24 protein-coding genes are annotated in these 20,539 nt (G+C 64.3%); 13 read left to right on the top strand and 11 right to left on the bottom strand.

Going from position 1 to position 20,539, the window contains the following annotated elements; translation table 11 throughout:
• Positions 1-93 precede the first annotated feature (93 nt).
• A complete protein-coding gene (locus AC3WLX_RS00815) occupies positions 94-1,260 on the bottom strand; it encodes a GAF domain-containing sensor histidine kinase (protein WP_492334350.1) in 1,167 nt (388 codons plus the stop codon).
• A 525-nt stretch (positions 1,261-1,785) separates the two neighbouring features.
• On the opposite strand from AC3WLX_RS00815, the gene AC3WLX_RS00810 reads away from it, so the two are divergent.
• On the top strand, positions 1,786-1,956 hold the full coding sequence (locus AC3WLX_RS00810) for a hypothetical protein (protein ID WP_291630630.1): 171 nt from the start codon (positions 1,786-1,788) through the stop codon (positions 1,954-1,956).
• A 309-nt stretch (positions 1,957-2,265) separates the two neighbouring features.
• On the opposite strand, the gene AC3WLX_RS00805 is transcribed toward AC3WLX_RS00810, so the two are convergent.
• A complete protein-coding gene (locus tag AC3WLX_RS00805; RefSeq protein WP_492334349.1) occupies positions 2,266-2,784 on the bottom strand; it encodes a protein phosphatase CheZ in 519 nt (172 codons plus the stop codon).
• A 339-nt stretch (positions 2,785-3,123) separates the two neighbouring features.
• On the opposite strand from AC3WLX_RS00805, the gene AC3WLX_RS00800 reads away from it, so the two are divergent.
• From AC3WLX_RS00800 to AC3WLX_RS00790, 3 genes are all read left to right on the top strand, one after another.
• Complete coding sequence (locus tag AC3WLX_RS00800; RefSeq protein WP_492334348.1) at positions 3,124-3,519, top strand: response regulator; 396 nt, start codon at positions 3,124-3,126, stop codon at positions 3,517-3,519.
• A 776-nt stretch (positions 3,520-4,295) separates the two neighbouring features.
• A complete protein-coding gene (locus AC3WLX_RS00795) occupies positions 4,296-4,466 on the top strand; it encodes a hypothetical protein (RefSeq protein ID WP_291630630.1) in 171 nt (56 codons plus the stop codon).
• A 33-nt stretch (positions 4,467-4,499) separates the two neighbouring features.
• Positions 4,500-4,613, top strand: coding sequence for an SEC-C metal-binding domain-containing protein (locus tag AC3WLX_RS00790; protein WP_492334347.1), 114 nt, complete (start codon positions 4,500-4,502; stop codon positions 4,611-4,613).
• Positions 4,614-4,675: 62 nt separating this feature from the next.
• Here AC3WLX_RS00790 and AC3WLX_RS00785 read toward each other — a convergent pair whose 3' ends face one another.
• The 4 genes from AC3WLX_RS00785 to AC3WLX_RS00770 form a co-directional block, all read right to left on the bottom strand.
• Positions 4,676-5,347, bottom strand: coding sequence for a hypothetical protein (locus AC3WLX_RS00785; protein WP_492334346.1), 672 nt, complete (start codon positions 5,345-5,347; stop codon positions 4,676-4,678).
• A 408-nt stretch (positions 5,348-5,755) separates the two neighbouring features.
• The gene (locus AC3WLX_RS00780) at positions 5,756-6,265 is read right to left on the bottom strand and encodes a hypothetical protein (RefSeq protein ID WP_492334345.1); all 510 of its coding nucleotides are present in this window, start codon (positions 6,263-6,265) and stop codon (positions 5,756-5,758) included.
• A gap of 24 nt (positions 6,266-6,289) precedes the next feature.
• Complete coding sequence (locus AC3WLX_RS00775; protein ID WP_492334344.1) at positions 6,290-7,354, bottom strand: hypothetical protein; 1,065 nt, start codon at positions 7,352-7,354, stop codon at positions 6,290-6,292.
• 131 nt (positions 7,355-7,485) lie between these two features.
• Entirely contained in the window at positions 7,486-10,590 is a 3,105-nt protein-coding gene (locus tag AC3WLX_RS00770) for a DEAD/DEAH box helicase (RefSeq protein WP_492335889.1), read from the bottom strand.
• A gap of 237 nt (positions 10,591-10,827) precedes the next feature.
• On the opposite strand from AC3WLX_RS00770, the gene AC3WLX_RS00765 reads away from it, so the two are divergent.
• Complete coding sequence (locus AC3WLX_RS00765; protein ID WP_492334343.1) at positions 10,828-11,049, top strand: hypothetical protein; 222 nt, start codon at positions 10,828-10,830, stop codon at positions 11,047-11,049.
• A gap of 185 nt (positions 11,050-11,234) precedes the next feature.
• Positions 11,235-11,474 (top strand): hypothetical protein, encoded by a 240-nt coding sequence (locus AC3WLX_RS00760; protein WP_492334342.1) that lies wholly within the window; start codon positions 11,235-11,237, stop codon positions 11,472-11,474.
• Between the two features lie 68 nt (positions 11,475-11,542).
• Here the strand turns inward: AC3WLX_RS00760 and AC3WLX_RS00755 are convergent, their stop codons facing one another.
• Both AC3WLX_RS00755 and AC3WLX_RS00750 read right to left on the bottom strand, forming a co-directional pair.
• Positions 11,543-11,935 (bottom strand): NUDIX hydrolase, encoded by a 393-nt coding sequence (locus tag AC3WLX_RS00755; RefSeq protein ID WP_492334341.1) that lies wholly within the window; start codon positions 11,933-11,935, stop codon positions 11,543-11,545.
• A gap of 133 nt (positions 11,936-12,068) precedes the next feature.
• A complete protein-coding gene (locus AC3WLX_RS00750; protein ID WP_492334340.1) occupies positions 12,069-13,148 on the bottom strand; it encodes an AI-2E family transporter in 1,080 nt (359 codons plus the stop codon).
• A 293-nt stretch (positions 13,149-13,441) separates the two neighbouring features.
• Here AC3WLX_RS00750 and AC3WLX_RS00745 point away from each other — a divergent pair, with 293 nt between their 5' ends.
• Both AC3WLX_RS00745 and AC3WLX_RS00740 read left to right on the top strand, forming a co-directional pair.
• The gene (locus tag AC3WLX_RS00745; protein ID WP_291627334.1) at positions 13,442-13,669 is read left to right on the top strand and encodes a hypothetical protein; all 228 of its coding nucleotides are present in this window, start codon (positions 13,442-13,444) and stop codon (positions 13,667-13,669) included.
• A 110-nt stretch (positions 13,670-13,779) separates the two neighbouring features.
• The gene (locus tag AC3WLX_RS00740) at positions 13,780-15,828 is read left to right on the top strand and encodes an acetoacetate--CoA ligase (RefSeq protein ID WP_492334339.1); all 2,049 of its coding nucleotides are present in this window, start codon (positions 13,780-13,782) and stop codon (positions 15,826-15,828) included.
• Between the two features lie 6 nt (positions 15,829-15,834).
• Here AC3WLX_RS00740 and AC3WLX_RS00735 read toward each other — a convergent pair whose 3' ends face one another.
• On the bottom strand, positions 15,835-16,044 hold the full coding sequence (locus AC3WLX_RS00735; protein WP_291630180.1) for a hypothetical protein: 210 nt from the start codon (positions 16,042-16,044) through the stop codon (positions 15,835-15,837).
• A gap of 193 nt (positions 16,045-16,237) precedes the next feature.
• Between AC3WLX_RS00735 and AC3WLX_RS00730 the strand changes: the two genes are divergently transcribed.
• Entirely contained in the window at positions 16,238-16,540 is a 303-nt protein-coding gene (locus tag AC3WLX_RS00730) for a hypothetical protein (RefSeq protein ID WP_028136298.1), read from the top strand.
• A 52-nt stretch (positions 16,541-16,592) separates the two neighbouring features.
• Here AC3WLX_RS00730 and AC3WLX_RS00725 read toward each other — a convergent pair whose 3' ends face one another.
• Positions 16,593-16,808: a hypothetical protein gene (locus AC3WLX_RS00725; RefSeq protein WP_492334338.1), complete on the bottom strand. Its 216-nt coding sequence runs from the start codon at positions 16,806-16,808 to the stop codon at positions 16,593-16,595.
• 441 nt (positions 16,809-17,249) lie between these two features.
• Here AC3WLX_RS00725 and AC3WLX_RS00720 point away from each other — a divergent pair, with 441 nt between their 5' ends.
• The 3 genes from AC3WLX_RS00720 to AC3WLX_RS00710 all read left to right on the top strand — a co-directional run bounded on the left by AC3WLX_RS00720 (position 17,250) and on the right by AC3WLX_RS00710 (position 18,905).
• Positions 17,250-17,837, top strand: a complete 588-nt coding sequence (locus AC3WLX_RS00720; RefSeq protein WP_291630177.1) for a formyltransferase family protein — start codon at positions 17,250-17,252, stop codon at positions 17,835-17,837.
• A 227-nt stretch (positions 17,838-18,064) separates the two neighbouring features.
• Positions 18,065-18,415: a hypothetical protein gene (locus AC3WLX_RS00715; RefSeq protein WP_492334337.1), complete on the top strand. Its 351-nt coding sequence runs from the start codon at positions 18,065-18,067 to the stop codon at positions 18,413-18,415.
• Positions 18,360-18,905, top strand: a complete 546-nt coding sequence (locus tag AC3WLX_RS00710; RefSeq protein ID WP_291630170.1) for a hypothetical protein — start codon at positions 18,360-18,362, stop codon at positions 18,903-18,905. The genes AC3WLX_RS00715 and AC3WLX_RS00710 overlap by 56 nt, the downstream gene beginning before the upstream one ends.
• 49 nt (positions 18,906-18,954) lie before the next feature.
• Here AC3WLX_RS00710 and AC3WLX_RS00705 read toward each other — a convergent pair whose 3' ends face one another.
• Positions 18,955-19,353 carry a RidA family protein gene (locus AC3WLX_RS00705; protein WP_492334336.1) on the bottom strand — a complete coding sequence of 133 codons (399 nt, stop codon included), beginning with the start codon at positions 19,351-19,353 and terminating at the stop codon, positions 18,955-18,957.
• A 149-nt stretch (positions 19,354-19,502) separates the two neighbouring features.
• On the opposite strand from AC3WLX_RS00705, the gene AC3WLX_RS00700 reads away from it, so the two are divergent.
• Positions 19,503-20,378 (top strand): DMT family transporter, encoded by an 876-nt coding sequence (locus AC3WLX_RS00700; RefSeq protein WP_492334335.1) that lies wholly within the window; start codon positions 19,503-19,505, stop codon positions 20,376-20,378.
• Positions 20,379-20,539: the final 161 nt, after the last annotated feature.

The following is a 20,539-nucleotide window of genomic DNA, read 5'->3' as shown; positions in this document are numbered from 1 at the left end:
CGCCTTGACAGTCAGCAATGATGACGCCGGAAAGGCCCTGAAGGCATTGGCGCGACAGCTTGACGAGGACGCCGACAGGCTCGAAAGGCCCGCCTAGCCTGATCGAGGAAATGAGACCCTGAAAGTCGTCTCGCTCGGCGAGGATTCAGCGGTGATGATGCCGCCATGTGCGCGCGCGATCTCTTGCGAGATATAAAGGCCGAGCCCCAGGCCTTTCTGGTTCGGAAGGACCTCGCCTCGCTGAAACGCCGTGAACAGCAGCGGCAAGGCCTCCTCAGGTATGGGCGCCCCTCGGTTGGTGACACTGATCTCGTAGCCCTCGTCCGTCGTTCTGGCGGCCACGTGAATTGGCTGGGCGGGATCACCGTAGGACGTCGCATTCCCCAGGATGTTGGATAGCAACTGCTCCAGCCGGCCGGCATCCACCTTCACCATCCCCGGCACGTTCACTTGTGAAAGGATCTTCCAGTCCGGATAGACGTTCGCGAACTCCGAGACGACCTGGTTGATGATCGGCTCCAGCTCCGCCTCCCTGAGCTTGAGCTGCATGCCAGCGCCGAGACGCGTACGGGCGAGATCCATGACGTTGTCGATCAGGCCGGCCATGCGATTGACGCTGCCCTGCAGCATCTTGATCCAGCCCTGGCCTTCGGCATCAACCTTCTTGTTCAACAGCCGCAGACCGCCCTGGATCGAGGCCAGCGGATTGCGAAGATCGTGACCCATGACGGCAATGAACTGTTCTCGCAGCTCCGCCTTCTGCTGCTCCAGCAGCAGCTTCGCTTCCGAAATCTCGACCCGGCCCACCGCATCGAGATGCGCCGCAATCAGCTCCGCGAACAACTTGAACATCCCGATGATCTCGGGCGTGCGCAGCTTGCGGGGTTTGGGATCGATCGCGCAGAGCGTACCGAAGAAGGAGCCGTCGGCCAGGATGATGGGAACCGAGATGTAGCTCTGGAAGCCATACATCGCCGGGGTGTGATGAGAGGCGTACGCCACGTCGTCGCTGACGTGGTCGATGATCACCGCTTCGTTCGTCTGCCTAATCTCATGACAAATGGTCGTCTCGACCTTGAGCTCATCCCCTGGCTTCAGGCCGAACGAGAGCTCGTCTCGGGACGCGCATGTGATCCACCTGTCTTCGGTGACCCGAGCGACTGCGGTAAAACCCATGCCGGTCGTCAGGTTGATGACTTCCAGAATGGTGGGAACGGCGGAAATTCCGCCAATTCTCGCGACGTCGCGGTCGATATCCATTACCAAACCTACCCAAGCCCCCTCTCTCCGCTAACAGAAATCCTATCTTCGGGTAAGCGCGTCCTGCGATGCGCTGTCCCGGTTAGCACGTAGCACCGTCGCCCCCAAGCTCGCGCGCCAAATTCCGATAGAGTCCAGTAGTCGCCCCGAGATGAACTCCACGCTTCATGCGCCTAACGTGTGCCCTCCCCCTCCGGCATTTTGGCCATGTTCTGCGCAGCGAAAGACAGCCCGCCCGTTCTGATCTGCTCAAAGTGCCGGCGGCCGATGACGTTCCTGGCAACGCTGCCGGCCATCTTCACGCTTCCCGCGGAGCATGCCTATCAGTGCCGCCCCTGTCTGCGGGTCGCCGCTATCCCGCTGACCTGAAACCGGGGCGGCCGTGACGTTCGACGATTGGAGTTCCATTGCGTCCAATGGCCCGCACTGCCAATGCCTGCGATCTCCGGCCGCTCCAGCAGCCCCCACAAACCCGCTTACATCCCGTCGAAAACGTGTACGCTTTCCCAAAAGCGGAGGAGCGGCATGTTTGAAATCAAGGGTTTCGACACGGCGGGCATCGTCAGCCTGAAGCGGCCTTCACTCGCCGCGGCGCTCAAGAAAGCCAGGGAGCTGGTCGAGGACGGGTGCTGGGACGTTCAGGTCGTTGATCCCGCCGGCCGTATCTACACCTCGTTCGAGGAGGAAGCAGCCTAGATCTCCTGAGAGACGCGGCCGGCCCAACCGCAGACATTACGGATATTGCGGTGGCAGTGCGACGACGTGATGAGGCTCAGGACGTAGGTTAAGTGCACTGTAAGCGTAACGGGTCTTCAACCCTCGCAACAATGAGAGCTACGTCGTTTTGATCGTGGAGCCGCACACTTCGACGCGACGCGAAGATGAACAAAGGGACGTACTAGGACGCGACCCCGATTAGCCAGAAAATTCGTGCCGGCGATTTGATAGAAGTCTCACAGACGAATTGACCGGGTTACAGTGCCGCAGCTCGAAGGATGCTGCAGCTCACGCGAACAGCTTGTCGATGTCGTCCTGGGAAATCGCCACGCCCGGCCGCTTCGGCCCCTCCATCAAGTCCGGTGCACTTGGAACAGCAAGCTCGGCGGCCATCCGCGCCAGCTCCTCCTTTCCCCACATCCGGACCAGCCGGTTGATGTGTTCTTCAATGAACTGCAGCGACTTGACGACCCGCGTGATCCGCTGACCTGTGAGGTCTTGAAACGCGCAGGCCTCGAACACGTTGTTCGTGCTATCGACGATCTCGCCGCATACCGCTGCGACAGTCGGCTCGTCGACGCCCTGCAACTTCGCGACGCTGGCGCTGATCGCCTCCATGCTTTCGAGGATCGCGTTCCCGGCTGCCTCCGTATTCTCGACGATCGCGTCGAGGGTGTCTGCCATCGTCGCGAAACTGCCTTTGCTGTTGCCTTGAAGAGCGGCGAATTCCCGCCGCATGCTGCTAATGTGGCCGAACATCTCGACCAAATGCGTTTTCAGCACCGTCTCTTCTTGCGACGTAATCATCAGAAATCCCCGACGGTGGCGACTTGCCCTTCGTGCGCCACAGCAATCCATGGCGGCTTCGAAAGGAAGCTTCGAATGAGCGGACGCATTTTCGCGCTTTCAACGTTCCTGGACCAGCAAAGCAAGCGATCGTTAAATTAGCGGTAAGGCCGCCCCGTCCGCGAAAGTTCTTCTCGTCTCTGAGGAGCGCCGCGCATCTGGTGCGCCCTAACCACTTGGCAGAGACCTGATCCAGCAGTTAACGGCCTGTTTATGGGCCGATGTTAGTCCTCGGAGCGGACTGACGGGGGCCTCAACAATCTGTCCCGAATGTGCGTTTTCGTTGCGTAGGAGAGCAAGATGGCAGTTGATCTTTCGATGCCTGTCTTGGTGGTGGACGACTACAGCACCATGATCCGTATCATCCGAAATCTCCTCAAGCAGCTCGGTTTCGAGAATGTCGACGACGCCAGCGATGGGTCGGCCGCACTCAACAAGATGCGCGCCAAGAAATACGGCCTGGTCATCTCGGACTGGAACATGGAGCCGATGACCGGCTACGACTTGCTGCGGGAGGTCCGCGCCGACCCCAATCTCGCCACCACGCCGTTCATCATGATCACGGCGGAATCAAAGACTGAGAACGTCATTGCCGCCAAGAAGGCGGGCGTGAACAATTATATCGTCAAGCCGTTCAACGCCGCCACGCTGAAAACCAAGATCGAGGCGGTCTTCCCCGAGATGGCAGGCGCCTAGCACATAGATAGGATGGGCCGAGTTCTTGCGAAACCCATCACTCGCTGCGATCTGCGATTGATTATCGCAACAATCCTCAAGGAATACCGGTGACAAGGAATACGGTGACAGTGCACTTAACTTTTGCCCGGGATGCCTCTGGCCTTCCATCAAAGTACCTCCTGGCTGAGGCCCACCGTCGCCGATTGATTCCCGAATTACGGTGACAGTGCTTGCTGTTCTGACCAGCGCGAGAGCGCCCGAAGCGGCGCAGGGCGTACCAGGATTGCATCGAGTCTGTCGATCAAGACGATCGCCCCATCCCCGCGCCTTCTCTCCTGCGACGCGCTACCGCCGGTTAGCCGGTAGCAACGCTCCTTCCACGCAAGCAAGCCCGCCAAATTCCGATAGAGTCCAGTAGTCGCCCCGAGATGAACTCCACGCGGCCTGCGCCTAATGTGCCCTCTCCCCTCCCGGCAATTTTGGCCATGACTTGCGCAGCGAAGATAGCCCGCCCGTTCTGATCTGCTCCAAGTGCAGGCGGCCGATGACGTTCCTGGCGACGCTGCCGGCCATCTTCACGCTTCCCGCGGAGCATGCCTATCAGTGCCGCCCCTGTCTGCGGGTCGCCGCCATCCCGCTGACCTGAAACCGGGGTGGCCGTGACGTTCGACGATTGAAGTTCCCATGCGTCCAATGGCCCCGCACTGCCAGTGCCTGGCCGCTCCAGGAGCCCCCACAAACCCGCTGACATCCCGTCGAAAACGTGTACGCTTTCCCAAAAGCGGAGGAGCGGCATGTTTGAAATCAAGGGGTTCGACACGGCGGGCATCGTCAGCCTGAAGCGGCCTTCACTCGCCGCGGCGCTCAAGAAAGCCAGGGAGCTGGTCGAGGACGGGTGCTGGGACGTTCAGGTCGTTGATCCCGCCGGCCGGATCTACACCTCGTTCGAGGAGGAAGCAGCCTAGCGCTCCTGTCTTCGACGGGATTAAAGCGCGCCCATGTCCCGACTACCGCGCGACGCGAGGCAGCTCGAAAAAGAGCTGATCGGCCGCAAGGAGCCATGCTCATGCGGCTCGGGCAAGAAGTACAAGAGATGCTGCGAGCTCAACTGAGCAGGCCCGCTATCCTCACCGGATGCCTGCCGTTGTGACCGCCGCGCCGGATGATCGCCTGATCAGCTCTCCGGCGCCGCCGCGGCAGCCGGCACGGTCAACGGCGCCCCCCCGATCGAAACCGGACCCAGGGGCTTCACCGGCCGAACCATCCGCTTGCGCATCGCGGCGGACAGTCCATAGCGGGCATTGGCGCGCCGGACGGAGGACGTGACGTCCGACATCAAGACGTTCTGCGAAAGCGTGTCGACCTTCGCGATCAGCGTGGACAGCTGCGAGGATATCTTCCTGACATCGACCCGCTCCTCGGTGATGCTCTGGCGCAGCGACAGCAGCACCAGCGAATCCTGCTGTAGCAGGGCCGCATTCTGCTGCAAGGCCTGGTTGTTCTCCTGCAGCGAAGCGGTGTGCTGCTGCTGCGCCGACTGGATGTCCTTCAGGGCAGCGACGACGGGATCCGGTTTCGGCGCCGGCGCTTCCCGGCGCGGAAGCAGTTCAGCGAGGCGCGCGACACTGAGCGAAGGCAAGCCGTATGGCAGCGTATAGATCGCCGCCGCGCCGTTGACGGCGATGGCCAGGGCACACGCCGAGAGCAGCACGACTGTTTTGCGGTTTGACCGCTCGACCGGCATTGGAGCGTCGGCGACGGCGGGTTCGTGTGCCCCGGCGGCGGCTGCAAGCGCGACGGCGTCGAGCTCTTCGGCGAAGCTTGGCGTTTCAAAGGACGCGGTCATTTGCACTGACCCCCATGGAGCGAACAAGAGGAAGCCGCCCCCTGGAACGCCTCGCGACGATCCGTTTACGCAGCACCCATACACAACTGCCTAAAATTGTGGGCTTTCTGGATTAATTCCACGTTAGCAGCGCGGCCGGCGGATGGCCCCGCGGATCCCGTTCGACTACGGGCTTCTCCGCGCCGCATTTGTGCGCGACCATTTCGGTCCGCGGCGGCGACATTCACTGCTGCGGATTTTCCGATGATGGCAGAATGCCACTGTTTTGCCCGACGGATCAAAGGGAAATTTGCCGCGAAGGCGAGTCCCGTCGCAGAAGCCCTTGTGCTGCAGGCACTTGGCTACTGTGCATGGGGTTGTTTTCGCAGTTTGCGTTTCGCCACCCTTGCAAGGTCTCGCCCGCCCCTCTCATGTCGGCTCGGCTTCGCATTTGGCGAGCTGGGCCAAGGCGTCGGGCAGGCCCGACATGTCGGCCTGATATTGTCGTCCGGCCACGTCGATGGTCAGCGCGGCCGGGGTCAGCTTCGCGATGAGCTCGGGCGTCTGGCTGCTGTAGGGATCGGCCGAGGCAAACGCGGGACCCGCAACCTGCGTGCGCAGCGTGCCGATGGTTTTCCCCGCCTGGACGAACGACATGTCGCCCGCGCCTGTCGGCGGCTGCGCCTCGTCCACCACCAGCAGCACGTTCTCTGCTCCGCTGCGGACGATGGTCAGTCCGAACGGACGGGGAGCCTGCCCCGCCTTCCCGGTCGAGCAGACCTTGGCGCCGTTCGGATGCACGCGCATCTCGGTGAGCCAGCCGTCCTGCGTTCGCCAGGAATTGACCAGCTGGCCCGCCGCAAGCGCGGGAACGGCGGACAGGGTGATGACTGCGGCCAGAGCCACGGCTCCGCCCGGGACAAGGTTTGGTCTCTTCATGTCAGGAACTCCAATGGAAAGGGATCATCGCACTGCGCCGGCGTCGCGGCGGCGGAAGCCCGCATAGCCGCCATCGGCGTCGTAGAGGACGTCGAAGCCGTTCAGCAGATGGAAGCTGGTGTTGACGAAGGTCCGCTCAGGCGAGACCCTCAGATGAATCTCGTCCGGTGCCAGCGCGGAGCCGCCATCGACGGCGAAGCGGTAGAGCTCGGTGGACGTCTCCGCCGTTCCCACGCGGATGGACACGTTGGTGCCCGCGTCCAGGGACGTCGTCGCGCCGCCCGCCTGTTCGGCCGGCACGGTCATGAACATGACGGACACGCCGGTGTCGACCAGCATGGTGCCGCACGCCGGCGGCGTCCGGCCGTTCAACGAAATGCAGGCTGGTGTCGCCGACCAGTCGGGCCGGTCCTTCTGTCGCACCAGTTTCGTGAAGGAGAACGTCCCGCGGGTATTCGCTGCGGTGAGGCCGACATGCACGCCGTGCGCCGTCAGCACGTAGCCGCGGCGCCGTTCGCCGTGGCCGCCGGTCACACGCAGCAACGGGTTCTTCTCCGGCGTGCTCTGGCTCTGCAGATCGCCCTCGCGCCCGTAACCGATGCCGACCATGGCGATCCCGTGCGGTGCATCCGACGGCGTGCAGTCGCGGGCGTGCTGCAGGCAATCGACGCGCGTCACCGCGAGCACCGGCATCGGCTCGGTCTGCACCGCCGCGCCATCCAGGCCGACCAGAGCAACCGGCGTGACGACCCATTGTCCAACCATGACCCGGCCGGAACTCGAATAGGTCAGCTTGCCCTCGCCCAGCGAAGCGAGCCGGTCGAAATTCGGAATGAAGCTCGCGGCAACCACGATGCCCGTCGAGCCGGAATCCAGCACCGCCCGGATCGGGCGCTCGCCGAACGACAGGCCGATCCGGGGAACCTCGCGCAGGTCGCCCTCCTCGGCATTGAGGTAACGCAGGAACAGGCCTTCGCGGTATCGCGCGTAGTCCGGCGCGCCCTCCTGCGCAGCGGCCGCTGAGGCCAGAGATGCCAGCAGGATGGACAGCAGGGACAAGCGCGCCCGCTTTGGGATGTAAGACTGCATCGTTCGCTTCCGTTGATCGAACGGCAAGCTACGCAGCAGGCGTTACCAAGTCGCTTCAAGATCCGCGCAATTGCAACGTGCTCCGGGTTCCCCGCGGTTTCCTCTGCATCGGCGCACGAGCGAGACCGCGCTTAACCCTCGTCGAGCAACTCGAGCAGCTCCTCCACCCGCTCGAACGGCGCATCGCGCATCGGGCCGTGATGGACGACGCGGTCGCCGTCGCGCTGCAGCGACTTGCCGCGTGACTTGCGCAGGCGTCCCGGCAGGAACGTTGCAGCCGCGGCTTCAGGACCGACATCGAGGCGGATGATGCCCCTGCGCTTGCATTCGATCCTGAGCTTTGCCGCCGCGAAAAAGTCGCGCGCGGCCTTCGGCAAGGGTCCGAAGCGGCGGGCGGTCTCCTCTTCGAGGTCGTCGAGATCGTCTTCGTCATTGCACCGCGCAGCGCGGGCGTACAGTTCGAGCCGCACGGGCTCCGACTGCACATAGCTCTCGGGCAGCATGTCCCCGACCGGCAGGTTGAGGTCGGGCACCCACAGCGCAGCCTGCTGCTCGCCGGTCTTCTCCGAAGCCATCTTCAGGAGGTGGCTGTAGAGAACGGGACCGAACACCTGGACGTGGCCGGATTGCTGTTCCGAGAACAGATCGCCGGCGCCCCTGAGGTCGAGGTCACGCTCGCTGATGGCAAAGCCGGCGCCCGGCCGGCTGAACTCCTCGAGCACGGCGAGGCGCTTCTCGGACTGGCCGGACTCCGTCTCGGTCAGAAGATGGGCGAAGGCGCGGATGCCGCCGCGGCCGACGCGTCCGCGTAGCTGGTGCAATTGGGCGAGGCCGAACTTCTCCGGCCAGCACACCACGATGGTGTTGGCGCGGGGAATGTCGAGGCCGCTCTCGACGATGTTGGTCGCGAGCAGGACGTCGGCGCCGCCTTCGACGAAGCTCATCATGCGGTCGTCGATCGCGTCGGCCGGCAGCTTGCCGTGCAAACAGACGATGCGCAGGTCGGGCGCCACCGCCCGCACCCGCGCCAGCATCGGATCGAGGTCCTGGATGCGCGGGCAGATCAGAAAACTCTGCCCGTGGCGGCGCTGCTCGCGCAGCAGCGCCGAGGCGATCGCGGCATCCGACAGCGGCGCGATCCTTGTCGCCACCGGAAGCCGGTGCACCGGGGGCGAGGCGATCACACTGAGATCGCGGAAGCCGGCAAGGCCGGCGGCCAGTGTCCGCGGGATCGGCGTCGCACTCATCATCAGCACATGCACGTTCTTCGCGAGAGCCGCCAGCTTGGCCTTTTCGGCCGCGCCGAAATGCTGCTCCTCGTCGATGATGACGAGGCCGAGATCCTCGAACCTCACGTCCTTGCCCGTGAGCGCCTGCGTGCCGATCACGACCTTGATCCGGCCGCTGCGTAGTCCTTCCCGCGTCTCCCGCAGCTCCGCACCCGAGGTCGCGCGCGACAAATTACCCACCTCGATGCCGAACGGCGCGAAGCGCTTCTGGAAGGTTGCGACGTGCTGCCGCGCCAGCACCGTCGTCGGCACCGCCACCGCCACCTGCTTGCCGGACAGCACCACCGCAGCCGCCGCCCGCAGCGCGACCTCGGTCTTGCCGAAGCCGACATCGCCGCAGACCACCCGGTCCATGGGATGACCGGAGGCGAGATCGTCCAGCACATCGTCGATCGCCTTGGCCTGATCGCTCGTGGTGAAATAGGGAAAACGCGCGACGAACTTCTCGTAGGCCGACCCCGGCGGCACCAGCTTTTCGCCGCGCCGCCTCCGACGCTGGCTGATGTGCTTGGCGAGCATCCTGCCGGCGGCCTGGATTTCACGCTCGGCCTCGCTGCGGCGTGCCCACCATGTGCTGCCGTCCGCCTTGTCCAGCGCCAGCTTGCCGAGCTCGGCGGCGTAAGGCCACATCATGGCGAGATCGGTCGGCGGCACCAGGACCGCATTGTCGCCGGTGAACTTCAGCCGGATCATCTCGCGCACGGCACCGCCGCCGGTGTTGACCGTCTGCAGGCCGTCGAGCACGGAGAGACCGCGCTGGAGGTGGACCACCACCGTGCCCTGCTCGGGCACGTCGGGATGGTCGAAGGCCGCGCTCCAGGCCCGTGCCATCGGTTGCGGATGATGGGCGCGGCTGCCGAGCACGTCGGACGCCGTCACCACGACCACCGGCTTCTTGCCCGGCACGACGAAGCCGGCATCGAGATCGGCCAGCAGAGCAGCCTCGCTCCGACCGCGCGCGACCTGCTCCCAATCCTCGCACCGCTCCGCCTTGACGCCGCTCATCCGCTCCATCACGCGCAGATCGTCCTCGTGCGCGGCAACCAGGATCAGCCGCGACCCGGCCCGGCGTGTCTCCTCGACGAAGCCGCGCAGCGCCTTCCGGGAGGACGTCAGCTTGGAAAATTCCGGGACGGCCCGGAACGTGGCTGCGCGCGGTAGCACCTTCATGCCCTTGGAGAGCCGCTTCCAGTCACTCCGCCCGAGATATTCGCGCTCCCGCTCGTTGCGAGGGGCGGCTTCCCCGATCGTATCGAACCATCCCTCGGCGTGCGATGGAACGCCGGCATCTGCGATCCATTTGGCGCTGCCGCAATAGTCGAACAGGCTCGCGCGCTTGCTGCCTTTGCCGGAGAGGCCGAGCCGCTCCGACATGGGATCGACGAGCAGCTCCCTGGTCTCGAAGATGATCCTGTGCTCGTTCGGGTCGAACGCCACGATCCGCTCGATCGCACGATCCGAATGCTCGATCCGGAACGGCCCCAGCGCGCCCGCTGGAAAGATCTCGAAGGTCTGGCCGTGAAACAGCGCCCCGCCCGGATAGTCCGGCTCATCGTCGAGATCATAGCCGAGGGATTGCAGGCGCGCCTCGAGCTCCGCCTCGGAGAACGCGCCGCCCACTTTCAAGCTGAGGCTGAGGCGCGCAAGGCTTGCCGGCGGCGGCAGCCGTTCCATCACCGCTTCCGCAGTCGACACCAGAAACACGGGCTTCTTGGATTTTGCGAGACGCCTCAGCACGGATGCTCTGCGTCCCGCGAGCTCGTGTGACGGCTCCAGCTGATCGAACGGCAAAGTGTTCAATCGCGGAAACACCAGCACCTCGCAGGAGGGGTCGAACGCATGAATGACGCTGCCGAGCCGCTCCGCCCTGTTTTCGCTCTCGGCGAGAAAGACGATGCCGCTGCGTCCGGACTGCTTCCATTGCGCAAGCAGATGCAGGGCGAGCACGCCGAGGGGTGACGACGAAGAGATCGCGCCGCGCTGTGCCCCTTTGCTCCTCTTGTTCGAGGTCTTGTTCGGCAACGCCTTCTTCGGCCGCGTCTTGTTCGCGAGCGTCTTGGCCACCCGCGCCTTTTTGGTCTGCCTCACGTGAATCCGTTTCTGGTCGTAAACCGTCGTCAACTGAACGCGCGCCGCCCTCATTCCGATTCGGCGGCGCCGCGCCATGCATATGGGATTTGCCCCGTGAACGCACGCCTGGTGGCAACGTTCGGCGCGGCGCCGCGATCCCGCACCAAGGGCAGTTTGATCGAGCCGTGGATTGGAACTGACGCCGCGCGGGATCTGCGTCTGTCGAAGCGACGCCTGGCGATCATAGACATTCAGCGCGCAAGAAGACACGAAAAAGCCCCAGCGCTTGGAGCCACGCTGGGGCGTTTCGTTCTAAATGAATTGGTCAAGCAATGACGTCTCCATAGCAGGTGTTTCGCCCCGCGTTTGTGAACTGGTTCACACGCCCGGGGGCTTTGGGACGAGCCGAGAGCCAACTCGCTCCACGCGGCGCGCTCCAGCCGCACCGGAACGGGGTACCTCGTCCCATTTGAGCGCGTGCACGCCGCGCGCTAGGATGCGCGTTTTGACGGAGGCTGATTTTGAAACCAATCATTTTCTTTGGCGCCGTCGCGCTGCTTGCGGCCGCTCCTGCCCACGCTCAGGCGCTGGTCGATCCGAACAAGGTTGCGCCCGAATTCCGCGAGGCGGCCGAGAGACGCCGGACCGAGCAGCTGCGCCAGCGGGAATGCGCGCTGAAGGCGGATCTCGCGAAGGTGCTGCCCAGGGATCGCACAGCCTTCCTCAATCAGTGCCTGGAGACGATGGCGGCCAAGCAATAGCGCTGACTGTTCGCGGCCCTGCACGCGATGCAAGAACCAGGTCCACAACGAGATGCGAGAGGACTAGCTCAGCTCGGCCGCCGCTTCCTCGGAAACAGGCGGTCGCGGATGTAGCGCGAGGTCGGCGTCAGGCGGATGCCGCGCGGCTTGTGCCAGGCGGCGCGGTCGATCTCCTTCTTGTCGCCGATCAGCAGCCTGCCCTTGGCGGCCTTGGCAATGAAGATTGCATCGCTCATCCTGCGGCCGGAGCGCTTGTTTATCCCCTTTACTTCCTTCCAGAGGGTGATCCTGCCCAGCTTCAGCTTTGGCAGCTCCTCCTTGATCTCCCGCCGCAGGCAATCCTTGTCCGACTCGCGCGCACGCTTGCGGCCGCCCGGAAACATCCAGAGACCGTCTGACCGGCGTCTGACCAACAAGACCTTGCCGCGCTTGGCGGCGACCAGCTTGGAAGATTTCGCCATCGCTCCCATCGAAAACAGAATCGGCCCGATGGTAACTTGTCTAGTCGAATAGACAAGTTCGCGGCACGCCTTAATCACAGGCCGCGGGTCGTCGCGTCTCGGGCAGCCCGATCGCACCGTTCAAGGTGCCAGCTCAGCCCTTCCCGGCCTCCGCGCGGTCCTCGGTCCTGATCCAGGCCATCATCATTTCCCACGCCACCGACAGGATGATCGGGCCGATGAACAGGCCGACGATGCCGTGGGCCAGCGTGCCGCCGATCACGCCGACGAAGATCACGATGGTCGGGGTGGTCAGGCCGCGCCCCATGACGAGCGGCTTCAGCATGGTGTCGAGGAAGCCGACGATGACGAGAAACACGGTGAGCAGCAGCGCCGTGGTGACGTCCTTGGCGGTCCAGATCCAGATGATGACCGGCAGCAGCACGAGGAAGGCGCCGATCTGCACGATCGACAGCAGCAGCACGATGAAGGCAAGAAGGCCCGCGCTCGGCACCGAAGCGAGCTTGAAGCCGATGCCCGCGAGCAGCGCCTGCACAATCGCGACGCCGATCACGCCCTGCGCCACGGCGCGGATGGTCGCTCCAGCAAGCGAGAGGAAATGCTCGCTCTGCTCCGGCACGATGCGGAACAGGAAGTTGCGGCCGGCGGTGACCAGGCGCGGCCCGTGCGGAAACAGGAAACCGGCCACGAACACGGAGACGAGAAACTGCAGCGTGCCGAGGCCGGCGTCGCCCGCGAGCGAGAGCAGCGGGCCTGCGAGCGGCTGGAGATACGGCGCTACCTCGCGCACAACCGCCCGAATGTTGTTGTAGGCCTGCTCCCAGAGTTCGTAGAGCCATGGCCCGACCAGCGGCCAGGATTTGAGCTGCTCCGGCGCCGATTGCAGCGCCAGGTCACCGGTGCCGAGCTGCTGCGCCAGTTCGCGCACGCCATCCACTGCACTGATGCCGAGCCAGGTCGCCGGGCCGATGACGACGCCGAGCGTGATCAGTGTCAGGATCGCTGCTGCGGTTTTGGGCCGGCCGCCCAGGATCTTCGCGACCCAGCTGAACGCCGGATAGAACGCGACGGCGAGTACGCCGCTCCAGGCCAGGATCGGAACGAACGGGCGGATGATCAGGAAGGTCCAGATGATCAGCAGGGCAAGCAGGCCGAGCCTGATCACGAGCTGGATGACATCGTCTCCCGTCAGGAGCTGGCGGAGGCTTTTCACGGGCACAGCTTTCCTTGCGGCATGAACGCGACCTTCGGCGCTTGCGATGTCCAGCCGTTATTGCCAGCCACGCAACCGGCGTCAAGGCGACTGGAACCGGCGCCCACGCCCGCGAACATGTCGGGCTACGCCGCATTCCGAGGCGGCGCTGTCCGACCGGCATGCGGGGCGGACGACGGCGCTTCATCGCGGCTTGGCTAACGCTCGTTAACCGGATTTCCCCGCGCCGGTTTACGCCGCCGCAAACGCCCCCTGAATAACGTTGAACGAGTCACCCAAAAGCATTGCGTGCAATGGCCAACAGCATCTGGACGATCGAAGAATTCACCTGCACTGGTTGCAGCATGAACTACACGGCCACCCGGGAGGAGCATAGCGAAGCGCATTCCGGCTGCTTCAAGTGCACTATCTGCAGCGGCGTGGTGCACGCCTGGTCCGGCAAGCACCACTTCTTCGGCTGGCAGGCGGTGAAGGCCCGGCCGCCGGTGTTCGGACGGCGCTGGGCCGGCGTCGACGGGTAGGCGGAGGCAAGGGCCCTTCCATCCCGTCATTGCAGCCTGCGTGAACGACGGCTTCAGCTCCTCCGCGGCACCGGTTAGATTGCCCGCCCCCCAGCTGAAGCCGAGAGCCCATGACCGCCCCCTTCGTTCCCCAGATCGCCCTATACCGCAATTGGCTCGCCGAGCAGCGCGATCGCTCCTTCGCCGATTACGAGGAGATGCGGCAATGGTCGGTGGGCGACCTCGACGGTTTCTGGCGCAGCATTTGGGACTATTACGATCTGCAATCGCCGACGCCGTTCCAGGCCGTGCTCACCGAGCGGAAGATGCCCGGCGCGGTCTGGTTTCCGGGCGCGCAAGTCAATTATGCCCGCCAGGTGTTACGGCACGTCGAAGCGGCCGATGCCGCCGGTCTGCCCGCGATCGTCAGCAGCGGCGAGGATGGCAGGATCACCGAGACGAGCTGGCCGGAGCTGCGGCGCAAGACCGCCGCGCTCGCGCTCTATCTCAAGGACCAGGGCGTCAGGCCGGGCGACCGCGTCGCAGCCTATCTTCCCAACGTCGCCGAGACCATCGTCGCATTCCTCGCAAGCGTGAGTATCGGGGCGGTCTGGAGCGTATGTGCCCCCGACATGGCCGCGCCTGCCGTCATCGACCGATTCAAACAGATCGAGCCGAAGGTGCTGATCGCCTGCGACGCCGTCACCTATGCCGGCCGGCGGCACGATCGCAAGGATGTCCTCGCCGAGCTGCGGCGATCGCTGCCGACCGTCGAGCACGTCATCCTGCATAGCGAGGCCGGAACGGGCGCTGCGCCCGATGTCCTGCTCTCGCAGATCACGGCTCGAACCGGCGATGCGGTCGACGCATTCGAGCCGATGTGGCTGCCTTTCGATCATCCGCTCTGGATCGTCTATTCCAGCGGCACCACCGGCCTGCCCAAGCCGATCGTGCACGGCCATGGCGGCATCGTCATCGTGGCGCTGGCGCTGCTCGGACTTCACAACGACGTCGGCTGCTCCTATCACCCCAATTCGTTCGGCGAGCGCTATCACTGGTACTCTTCGACTGGCTGGATCATGTGGAACAGCCAGGTCGGCGGCCTGCTCAGCGGCACCACCTGCTGCATCTTCGATGGCAGCCCCGGCGGTACCAGGGACAAGCCGGACTGGACCACACTGTGGCGCTTCGTCGCGCGCTCGAAGGCGACCTTCTTCGGCGCTGGTGCGGCGTTCTTCGCCAGCTGCGTAAAGGCCGAGGTCGATCTTGCCGCCGCCGGCGATCTGTCACGGCTGCGCTGTCTCGGGTCGACCGGTTCGCCGCTCAGCGCCGACACGCAAGCCTGGTTCAACGACCGCTTCGCGGCGCTGTCGAAGATCAACGGCAGCAAGGCGCAAGCGGACATCTGGTGGGCGAACATTTCCGGCGGCACCGATTTCGCCGGCGCCTTCATCGGCGGCAACCGCGAATTGCCGCAGACGCCCGGCGCAATGCAGTGCCGCTCGCTGGGCGCCGCTGTGGAAGCCTTCGACCAGCAGGGCCGCGCGGTCACGGGCGAGGTCGGCGAACTCGTCTGCACCGAGCCGATGCCCTCGATGCCGCTCTACTTCTGGAACGACAAGGATGGCGCGCGCTATCGCGCCAGCTATTTCGAGACCTATCCGGATAATTTCGACGGCAGCGGCCGCGGGCCGGTGTGGCGGCACGGCGACTGGCTCAAGATCAATCCGGACGGCTCTTGCATCATCTACGGCCGCAGCGATGCCACCATCAACCGGCACGGCCTGCGCATGGGCACCAGCGAGCTCTATTCCGCGATCGAGGCGCTGCCAGAGGTGCTCGATTCCCTCGTCGTCGACCTCGAATATCTCGGTCGCGACAGCTACATGCCGCTGTTCGTGGTGCTCCGCGAGGGCGTAGCGCTCGACGCGGCCATGCAGGCCAGGATCAACAAGGCGATCGAGGCCGGCCTGTCGCGCCGCTTCCTTCCGAATGAGATCTTCGCCGTCGCCGAGATCCCGCGCACGCTGTCGGGCAAGAAGCAGGAGCTGCCGATCAAGAAGCTCCTGCTCGGCCATCCCGTCGAAGAGGTCATCAACAAGGAAGCGATGGCCAACCCGGCCTGCCTCGACTGGTATCTCGCCTTCGCGCGCGACCATTTGGCGCGAAGCGCCGTGTAGCTTCGATCAGCCGCCGCCGAAATTGGAAGGATCGAGATTCCTGTTCTCCGACGGCGGGATCGGCGGCCACCCGGGAAATTTGTACCAGCCGGGCGGCACCGGCGCGTTCTCGGCCGGTTGGACGGCGACGGGATGGGGGTGACGGTGGCGGGCCGGCGCCGCCTCGGCGGCCGCGCCGGCCGACATCAACAGGATCACAATCGTAATAAACCGCATCACATTGGCTCCAGACGTCCACCCGGACCGACATGTGGTGCGGGAACATGCTGGGCCCACCTGAATTCGCCGTCATGACCGCTCACAACGGCGTCACCAACGCGAGGATCGGCCCAATTGCGCCGATGCCGTTTGGAATCCATTCACCGATGGCCGCTAGCTAGATCAGGATAGATCCTCCGCGCCGGATGCCATGGCCGACCTCAACGCCGTCCTGACCAGGCTGAACGACCGTCTGCTCCGCCTCGAGGGAGAGCTGTTCGTGCTGCGCTCGCTGGCGCGCGCGACGCTGACGGCAGGCGACGACCATGCGGCACGCATGCGCAAGCTGGTCGAGGCTGCAAAGGTTGCGCTCGACGACGAGGCGAGACGCCCACTCGACAAGCCGACCCGCAAATATGTCGATGCGGCAACGGCACTGGTGGAGGAGTTGCTGGTCGAGCCGACGCCAGCACGACCGCTGTTCACGGTGATCGACGGCGGCCGGCGCGACTGAGCGGCAAATGCGCCGCCGCGGCGATCGGAGCTGACGCACGTCGTATCGCGCTTCAGGTCGTGGAATTCTCTGCCTTCAGCCGGCTCAGCCCCGCCTCGATGATCGCGATCTCCTCGTCGATCTGGCTGATCGGCAGGCTGAAATCATAGCCGGACTTGCTCTTCAGATCGACCGCGAGCCGCTGCCTGTGCATCATCAGCTCGTCGAGGCCGCGGCGGTTCTTCAGACGCACATAGGCGTCCACGATCTGCTCGATGGCGTTCGGCATGAATATGTTCCGGCGAAAGGGCCCGGCGGCGCCCACGCCGGCGGACGATCTCGGTGTCGCGGTACGCAATACAAATCCGCGACGGACATTTTGATACGCCAATCTGGTTGAGATCGTATTACCGTCCGATGATTTTGTGATGCGGGACATGAATAGGCCGCCGGCGATCACGCCAGCGGCCAAAACCGGGTTCGAAAACGGATGCGGGTTGAAATGTCGCCAGCCCCGGTCAGGCCCACATTATCAGCCCGCCGGAGACATCTCTGTCACAAACGAAACACAGGAACCCGTGACGTGCTCTCGTCGGTGGCGCAGAAATGGCTGCGCGGCCATTTGCCCGGCGCATTGTTGATAACCTCCGCAAACGCTGCGCGGGTGGTGACAGGGCGTCCGAACGTGTTATCGGGGGGATGACGCAGTTGCGAGACGGATCGGACCCCCATGCGCATTACCCTCGTCGGCTCCCGCCATTTCGGCGTGACCACCCTGAATATGCTCCGGGAGCACGGCGTTTCGATCGTCCGGGTCGTGGTGGCCGACGCCGACGACCGCCTTGCCGCAACGGCCAAAGCGGCGGGCATCGAGGTCGTGGTGCAGGCCAATCCCAAGCTGGTCGTGGCCTCCGAGATCGCCCCGGACACCGATCTGATCATTACCGCGCACAGCCATGCCCGGATCGGCAAGGACGCGCTGTCCGCCGCCAGGCTTGGCGGGATCGGCTATCATCCCTCGCTGCTGCCGCGCCACCGCGGCAAGGCCGCGGTGGAATGGACCATCAAGGAAGGCGACCCGATCGCGGGCGGCACCATCTATCATCTCGCCGATCGCATGGACGCCGGCGCGATCGCCGCCCAGGACTGGTGCTTTGTGAAGAAGGGCGAGACCGCGCGCGAGCTTTGGGAGCGCGCGCTGGCGCCGCTCGGGCTCAAGCTGCTGGCCGACGTGATCGACTACGCCAAGGTCCACAAGGCGCTGCCCGCCAAAGCCCAGGACGAGCAGTTCGCAACCTCCGCGCCGAGCTTGTCCTAAGCCCTCACTATTCCTCGACAAGCCACTCATCAGCCACGGCATTCCGGAATCGTCTCCACGTTTACCCTTAACGTGAAGGAGCGTTGATTCCCCTTCGAAAAACGGAACCAAAAACGCGAATAAACCATTGTTCCAGTTTGAACAATATCCGCTTTGGCTGACATCAAATTTCCGTCACATTTCGCCCGAATAAGCTTCGGCATCTCAGACAATTCGAGGACGAATTCATGCGTTTTGGTCGCATTGCGGTGTTTTGTGCCGCGACAGTTTTTGCCGGCACCCTCACTGCTCCCGCCCTTGCCCAGAGCCCGTATGACGGCAATTGGCAGGTCACCATCGTGACCAAGACCGGCTCTTGCGAGCCGACCGCGAGCTCGACGCTGACGGTTGCCGACGGCAAAATCACCGCCCCCGGCGCTAACGTTTCCGGCACCATCGGTAGCGGGGGACTTGTGAAAGTTTCGATCAATGGTGCATATGCCAACGGTCAACTCAACGGCAACGCCGGATCGGGGAAGTGGAATGGAGCATCAGCAGGCATACCGTGCAGCGGGCGGTGGGAAGCATCGCGTCTATAAATCAACGAAGGCTCGCGCCCGGAACCGGCGGCTGCTGATCGCGGCCGCCGTTTTGCTTGCGACTGGAATGGCCGCCTCCGAAAGCAACGCACAATCCGGCCCGTTCGCCCCGATGGCGGGAAGCTGGAGCGGCTCCGGCACCGTCACGCTTGATGACGGCTCGACCGAGCGGATCCGCTGCCGGGCCAAATACGCCCCGATCGGCCCGACCATGGAGATGTCGCTGACCTGCGCCAGCGACGCCTACAAGTTCAACCTCGCAGCCAACGTCAGGGCGGAGGGCAGCGCCATCACCGGCAGCTGGTCCGAGGCCAGCCGCAACATCTCCGGCTCACTCCAGGGCCGCGGCGGCGGCGGGAACTTCGAGGTCGTCGCCTCGACGGCCGGCTTCAACGCCAACATCGGGTTGAGGACGAGCGGCAACAAGCAGACGGTCACGATGCGTGCCGACAGCCAGTTCCGCGGCGCCAACATCTCGATGTCGCGCTAATCTGACCGCAGTCCGGACAAAGCGGCCCGGCGGCTTCGCCGGGTCTTTTTTATGCGCCAGGCACGAATGCCGTGACCTCGATCTCGACCTTGGCCCGGTCATCGACGAGGCCAGCGATATAGAGCAGCGTCGAGGGCGGGAAATTGCGTCCGAGCGTTTCCTTCCAGGCCGCGCCGATGCCGGAACCTGCCGCTTCATACTCACTGCGGCTGGTCAGGTACCAGGTCAGGCGCACGATATGCTCAGGGCCGGCGCCGGCCTCGCCAAGCAGCTTGACGATCCGCTTCAGCGCAGTCGCCACCTGCGCCGCCATTTCCGGCGCGTAATTGCCGGCCTCGTCGCCGCCGGTCTGCCCCGCCAGCACCACCCAGCGGCCCGGCCCCTCGACCACGACGCCGTGAGAAAAGCCGCGCGGTTTCGACCATTCGGCCGGCTGCAGAATACGCATGAGCATCAACTCCCGATGTTCTCGTTGTTCGATCATGGCTTATCACGCCGGGCTGCATCGCTGCATCCACAGATTTGGCCGTTGCAAACCACGGCAATGTCGTCGATACCGGCCGTCCCTTCGGCTTCCCCCTTCAGCAACCCGCCCCGATGAGCACGACACCGTCCAAAACGATGGCTGCACTGTGGATGGCGGGCTGGCTGTCGCTGATGCTGATCATGGCGGTGGCCGGGCGCGAGACCACGCGCGAGCTGAACGTCTTTCAGATCATGGAAGTCAGGTCGCTGGCCGGCTTCGTGCTGCTCGCTCCGTTCATCTATCGCGCCGGCGGCTTCAAGGTGCTCAAGACATCGCGCCTGCCGCAGCATGTCGGGCGCAACCTCGTGCACTACGTTGCGCAGCTCGGCTGGTTCTTTGCGCTGACACTGATCCCGATCGGCCAGGTGGTGGCGATCGAGTTCACCATGCCGATCTGGACCGCCATTCTCGCGGCAAGCTTCTTGTCGGAGCGCATGACGCCATGGAAGATCGCGGCCATCGTGCTCGGCCTCGTCGGGGTAGTCGTCATCGTCCGGCCCGCAACCGGAGAGGTCAATCCGGGGCAGCTGATCGCATTGGGGGCGGCCATGGGATTCGGCGTCTCGATGGCGCTCGTCAAATCGCTGACCCGGACCGAGAGCGCGCTCTCGATCCTGTTCTGGATGTTGGTGGTCCAGTCGGCCGTAGGCTTCGTTCCGACGCTGTTCGTCTGGAGCTGGCCATCGGCCTATGTCTGGGCCTGGGTCGGCGTGATCGCCGTCTGCGGCACGTTCTCACATTATTGCCTCGCCAGCGCGATGCGCTACGCCGATGCGACGATCGTGGTTCCCATGGACTTCCTGAGGGTTCCATTGACCGCGGCGGCAGGCTGGCTGCTGTATTCCGAGCGGCTCGACGCCTGGACGGTGCTCGGCGCGGGTTTGATCCTTTTCGGCAATCTCCTCAATCTGAAGCCCGCGTCACCGGTTCCCGCCCGCGCGCAGTGAACCTGGTGTCGCCTGACGCGACAAAACCAAGTGGCCATGTGATTTGGATCACGTTGGGAAGCACTCCCATCGTGCACATTCGGCCACACAGCAGCGGGTTGAACGCAACGGACCGCCCTTTTGGTGGCGCGAGGTCGGGCACTTCGTGTAGGTTCTTTGCC

The organism is Bradyrhizobium sp. FW305-F6 (genome assembly GCF_058782905.1).
Note: the sequence above shows the minus strand (reverse complement) of the source record. Positions and strands in the feature narration are given on the sequence as shown.

Coding starts and splice junctions, on each gene's coding strand:
- AC3WLX_RS00730 (WP_028136298.1), top strand. CDS start 16,238: ATGGCCGACCTCAACGCCGTCCTGACCAGGCTGAACGACCGTCTGCTC.
- AC3WLX_RS00710 (WP_291630170.1), top strand. CDS start 18,360: ATGGAGCATCAGCAGGCATACCGTGCAGCGGGCGGTGGGAAGCATCGC.
- AC3WLX_RS00740 (WP_492334339.1), top strand. CDS start 13,780: ATGACCGCCCCCTTCGTTCCCCAGATCGCCCTATACCGCAATTGGCTC.
- AC3WLX_RS00780 (WP_492334345.1), bottom strand. CDS start 6,265: ATGAAGAGACCAAACCTTGTCCCGGGCGGAGCCGTGGCTCTGGCCGCA.
- AC3WLX_RS00725 (WP_492334338.1), bottom strand. CDS start 16,808: ATGCCGAACGCCATCGAGCAGATCGTGGACGCCTATGTGCGTCTGAAG.
- AC3WLX_RS00735 (WP_291630180.1), bottom strand. CDS start 16,044: ATGCGGTTTATTACGATTGTGATCCTGTTGATGTCGGCCGGCGCGGCC.
- AC3WLX_RS00715 (WP_492334337.1), top strand. CDS start 18,065: ATGCGTTTTGGTCGCATTGCGGTGTTTTGTGCCGCGACAGTTTTTGCC.
- AC3WLX_RS00810 (WP_291630630.1), top strand. CDS start 1,786: ATGTTTGAAATCAAGGGTTTCGACACGGCGGGCATCGTCAGCCTGAAG.
- AC3WLX_RS00800 (WP_492334348.1), top strand. CDS start 3,124: ATGGCAGTTGATCTTTCGATGCCTGTCTTGGTGGTGGACGACTACAGC.
- AC3WLX_RS00815 (WP_492334350.1), bottom strand. CDS start 1,260: ATGGATATCGACCGCGACGTCGCGAGAATTGGCGGAATTTCCGCCGTT.
- AC3WLX_RS00790 (WP_492334347.1), top strand. CDS start 4,500: ATGTCCCGACTACCGCGCGACGCGAGGCAGCTCGAAAAAGAGCTGATC.
- AC3WLX_RS00700 (WP_492334335.1), top strand. CDS start 19,503: ATGAGCACGACACCGTCCAAAACGATGGCTGCACTGTGGATGGCGGGC.
- AC3WLX_RS00805 (WP_492334349.1), bottom strand. CDS start 2,784: ATGATTACGTCGCAAGAAGAGACGGTGCTGAAAACGCATTTGGTCGAG.
- AC3WLX_RS00795 (WP_291630630.1), top strand. CDS start 4,296: ATGTTTGAAATCAAGGGGTTCGACACGGCGGGCATCGTCAGCCTGAAG.
- AC3WLX_RS00745 (WP_291627334.1), top strand. CDS start 13,442: ATGGCCAACAGCATCTGGACGATCGAAGAATTCACCTGCACTGGTTGC.
- AC3WLX_RS00720 (WP_291630177.1), top strand. CDS start 17,250: ATGCGCATTACCCTCGTCGGCTCCCGCCATTTCGGCGTGACCACCCTG.
- AC3WLX_RS00785 (WP_492334346.1), bottom strand. CDS start 5,347: ATGACCGCGTCCTTTGAAACGCCAAGCTTCGCCGAAGAGCTCGACGCC.
- AC3WLX_RS00705 (WP_492334336.1), bottom strand. CDS start 19,353: ATGCGTATTCTGCAGCCGGCCGAATGGTCGAAACCGCGCGGCTTTTCT.
- AC3WLX_RS00755 (WP_492334341.1), bottom strand. CDS start 11,935: ATGGCGAAATCTTCCAAGCTGGTCGCCGCCAAGCGCGGCAAGGTCTTG.
- AC3WLX_RS00775 (WP_492334344.1), bottom strand. CDS start 7,354: ATGCAGTCTTACATCCCAAAGCGGGCGCGCTTGTCCCTGCTGTCCATC.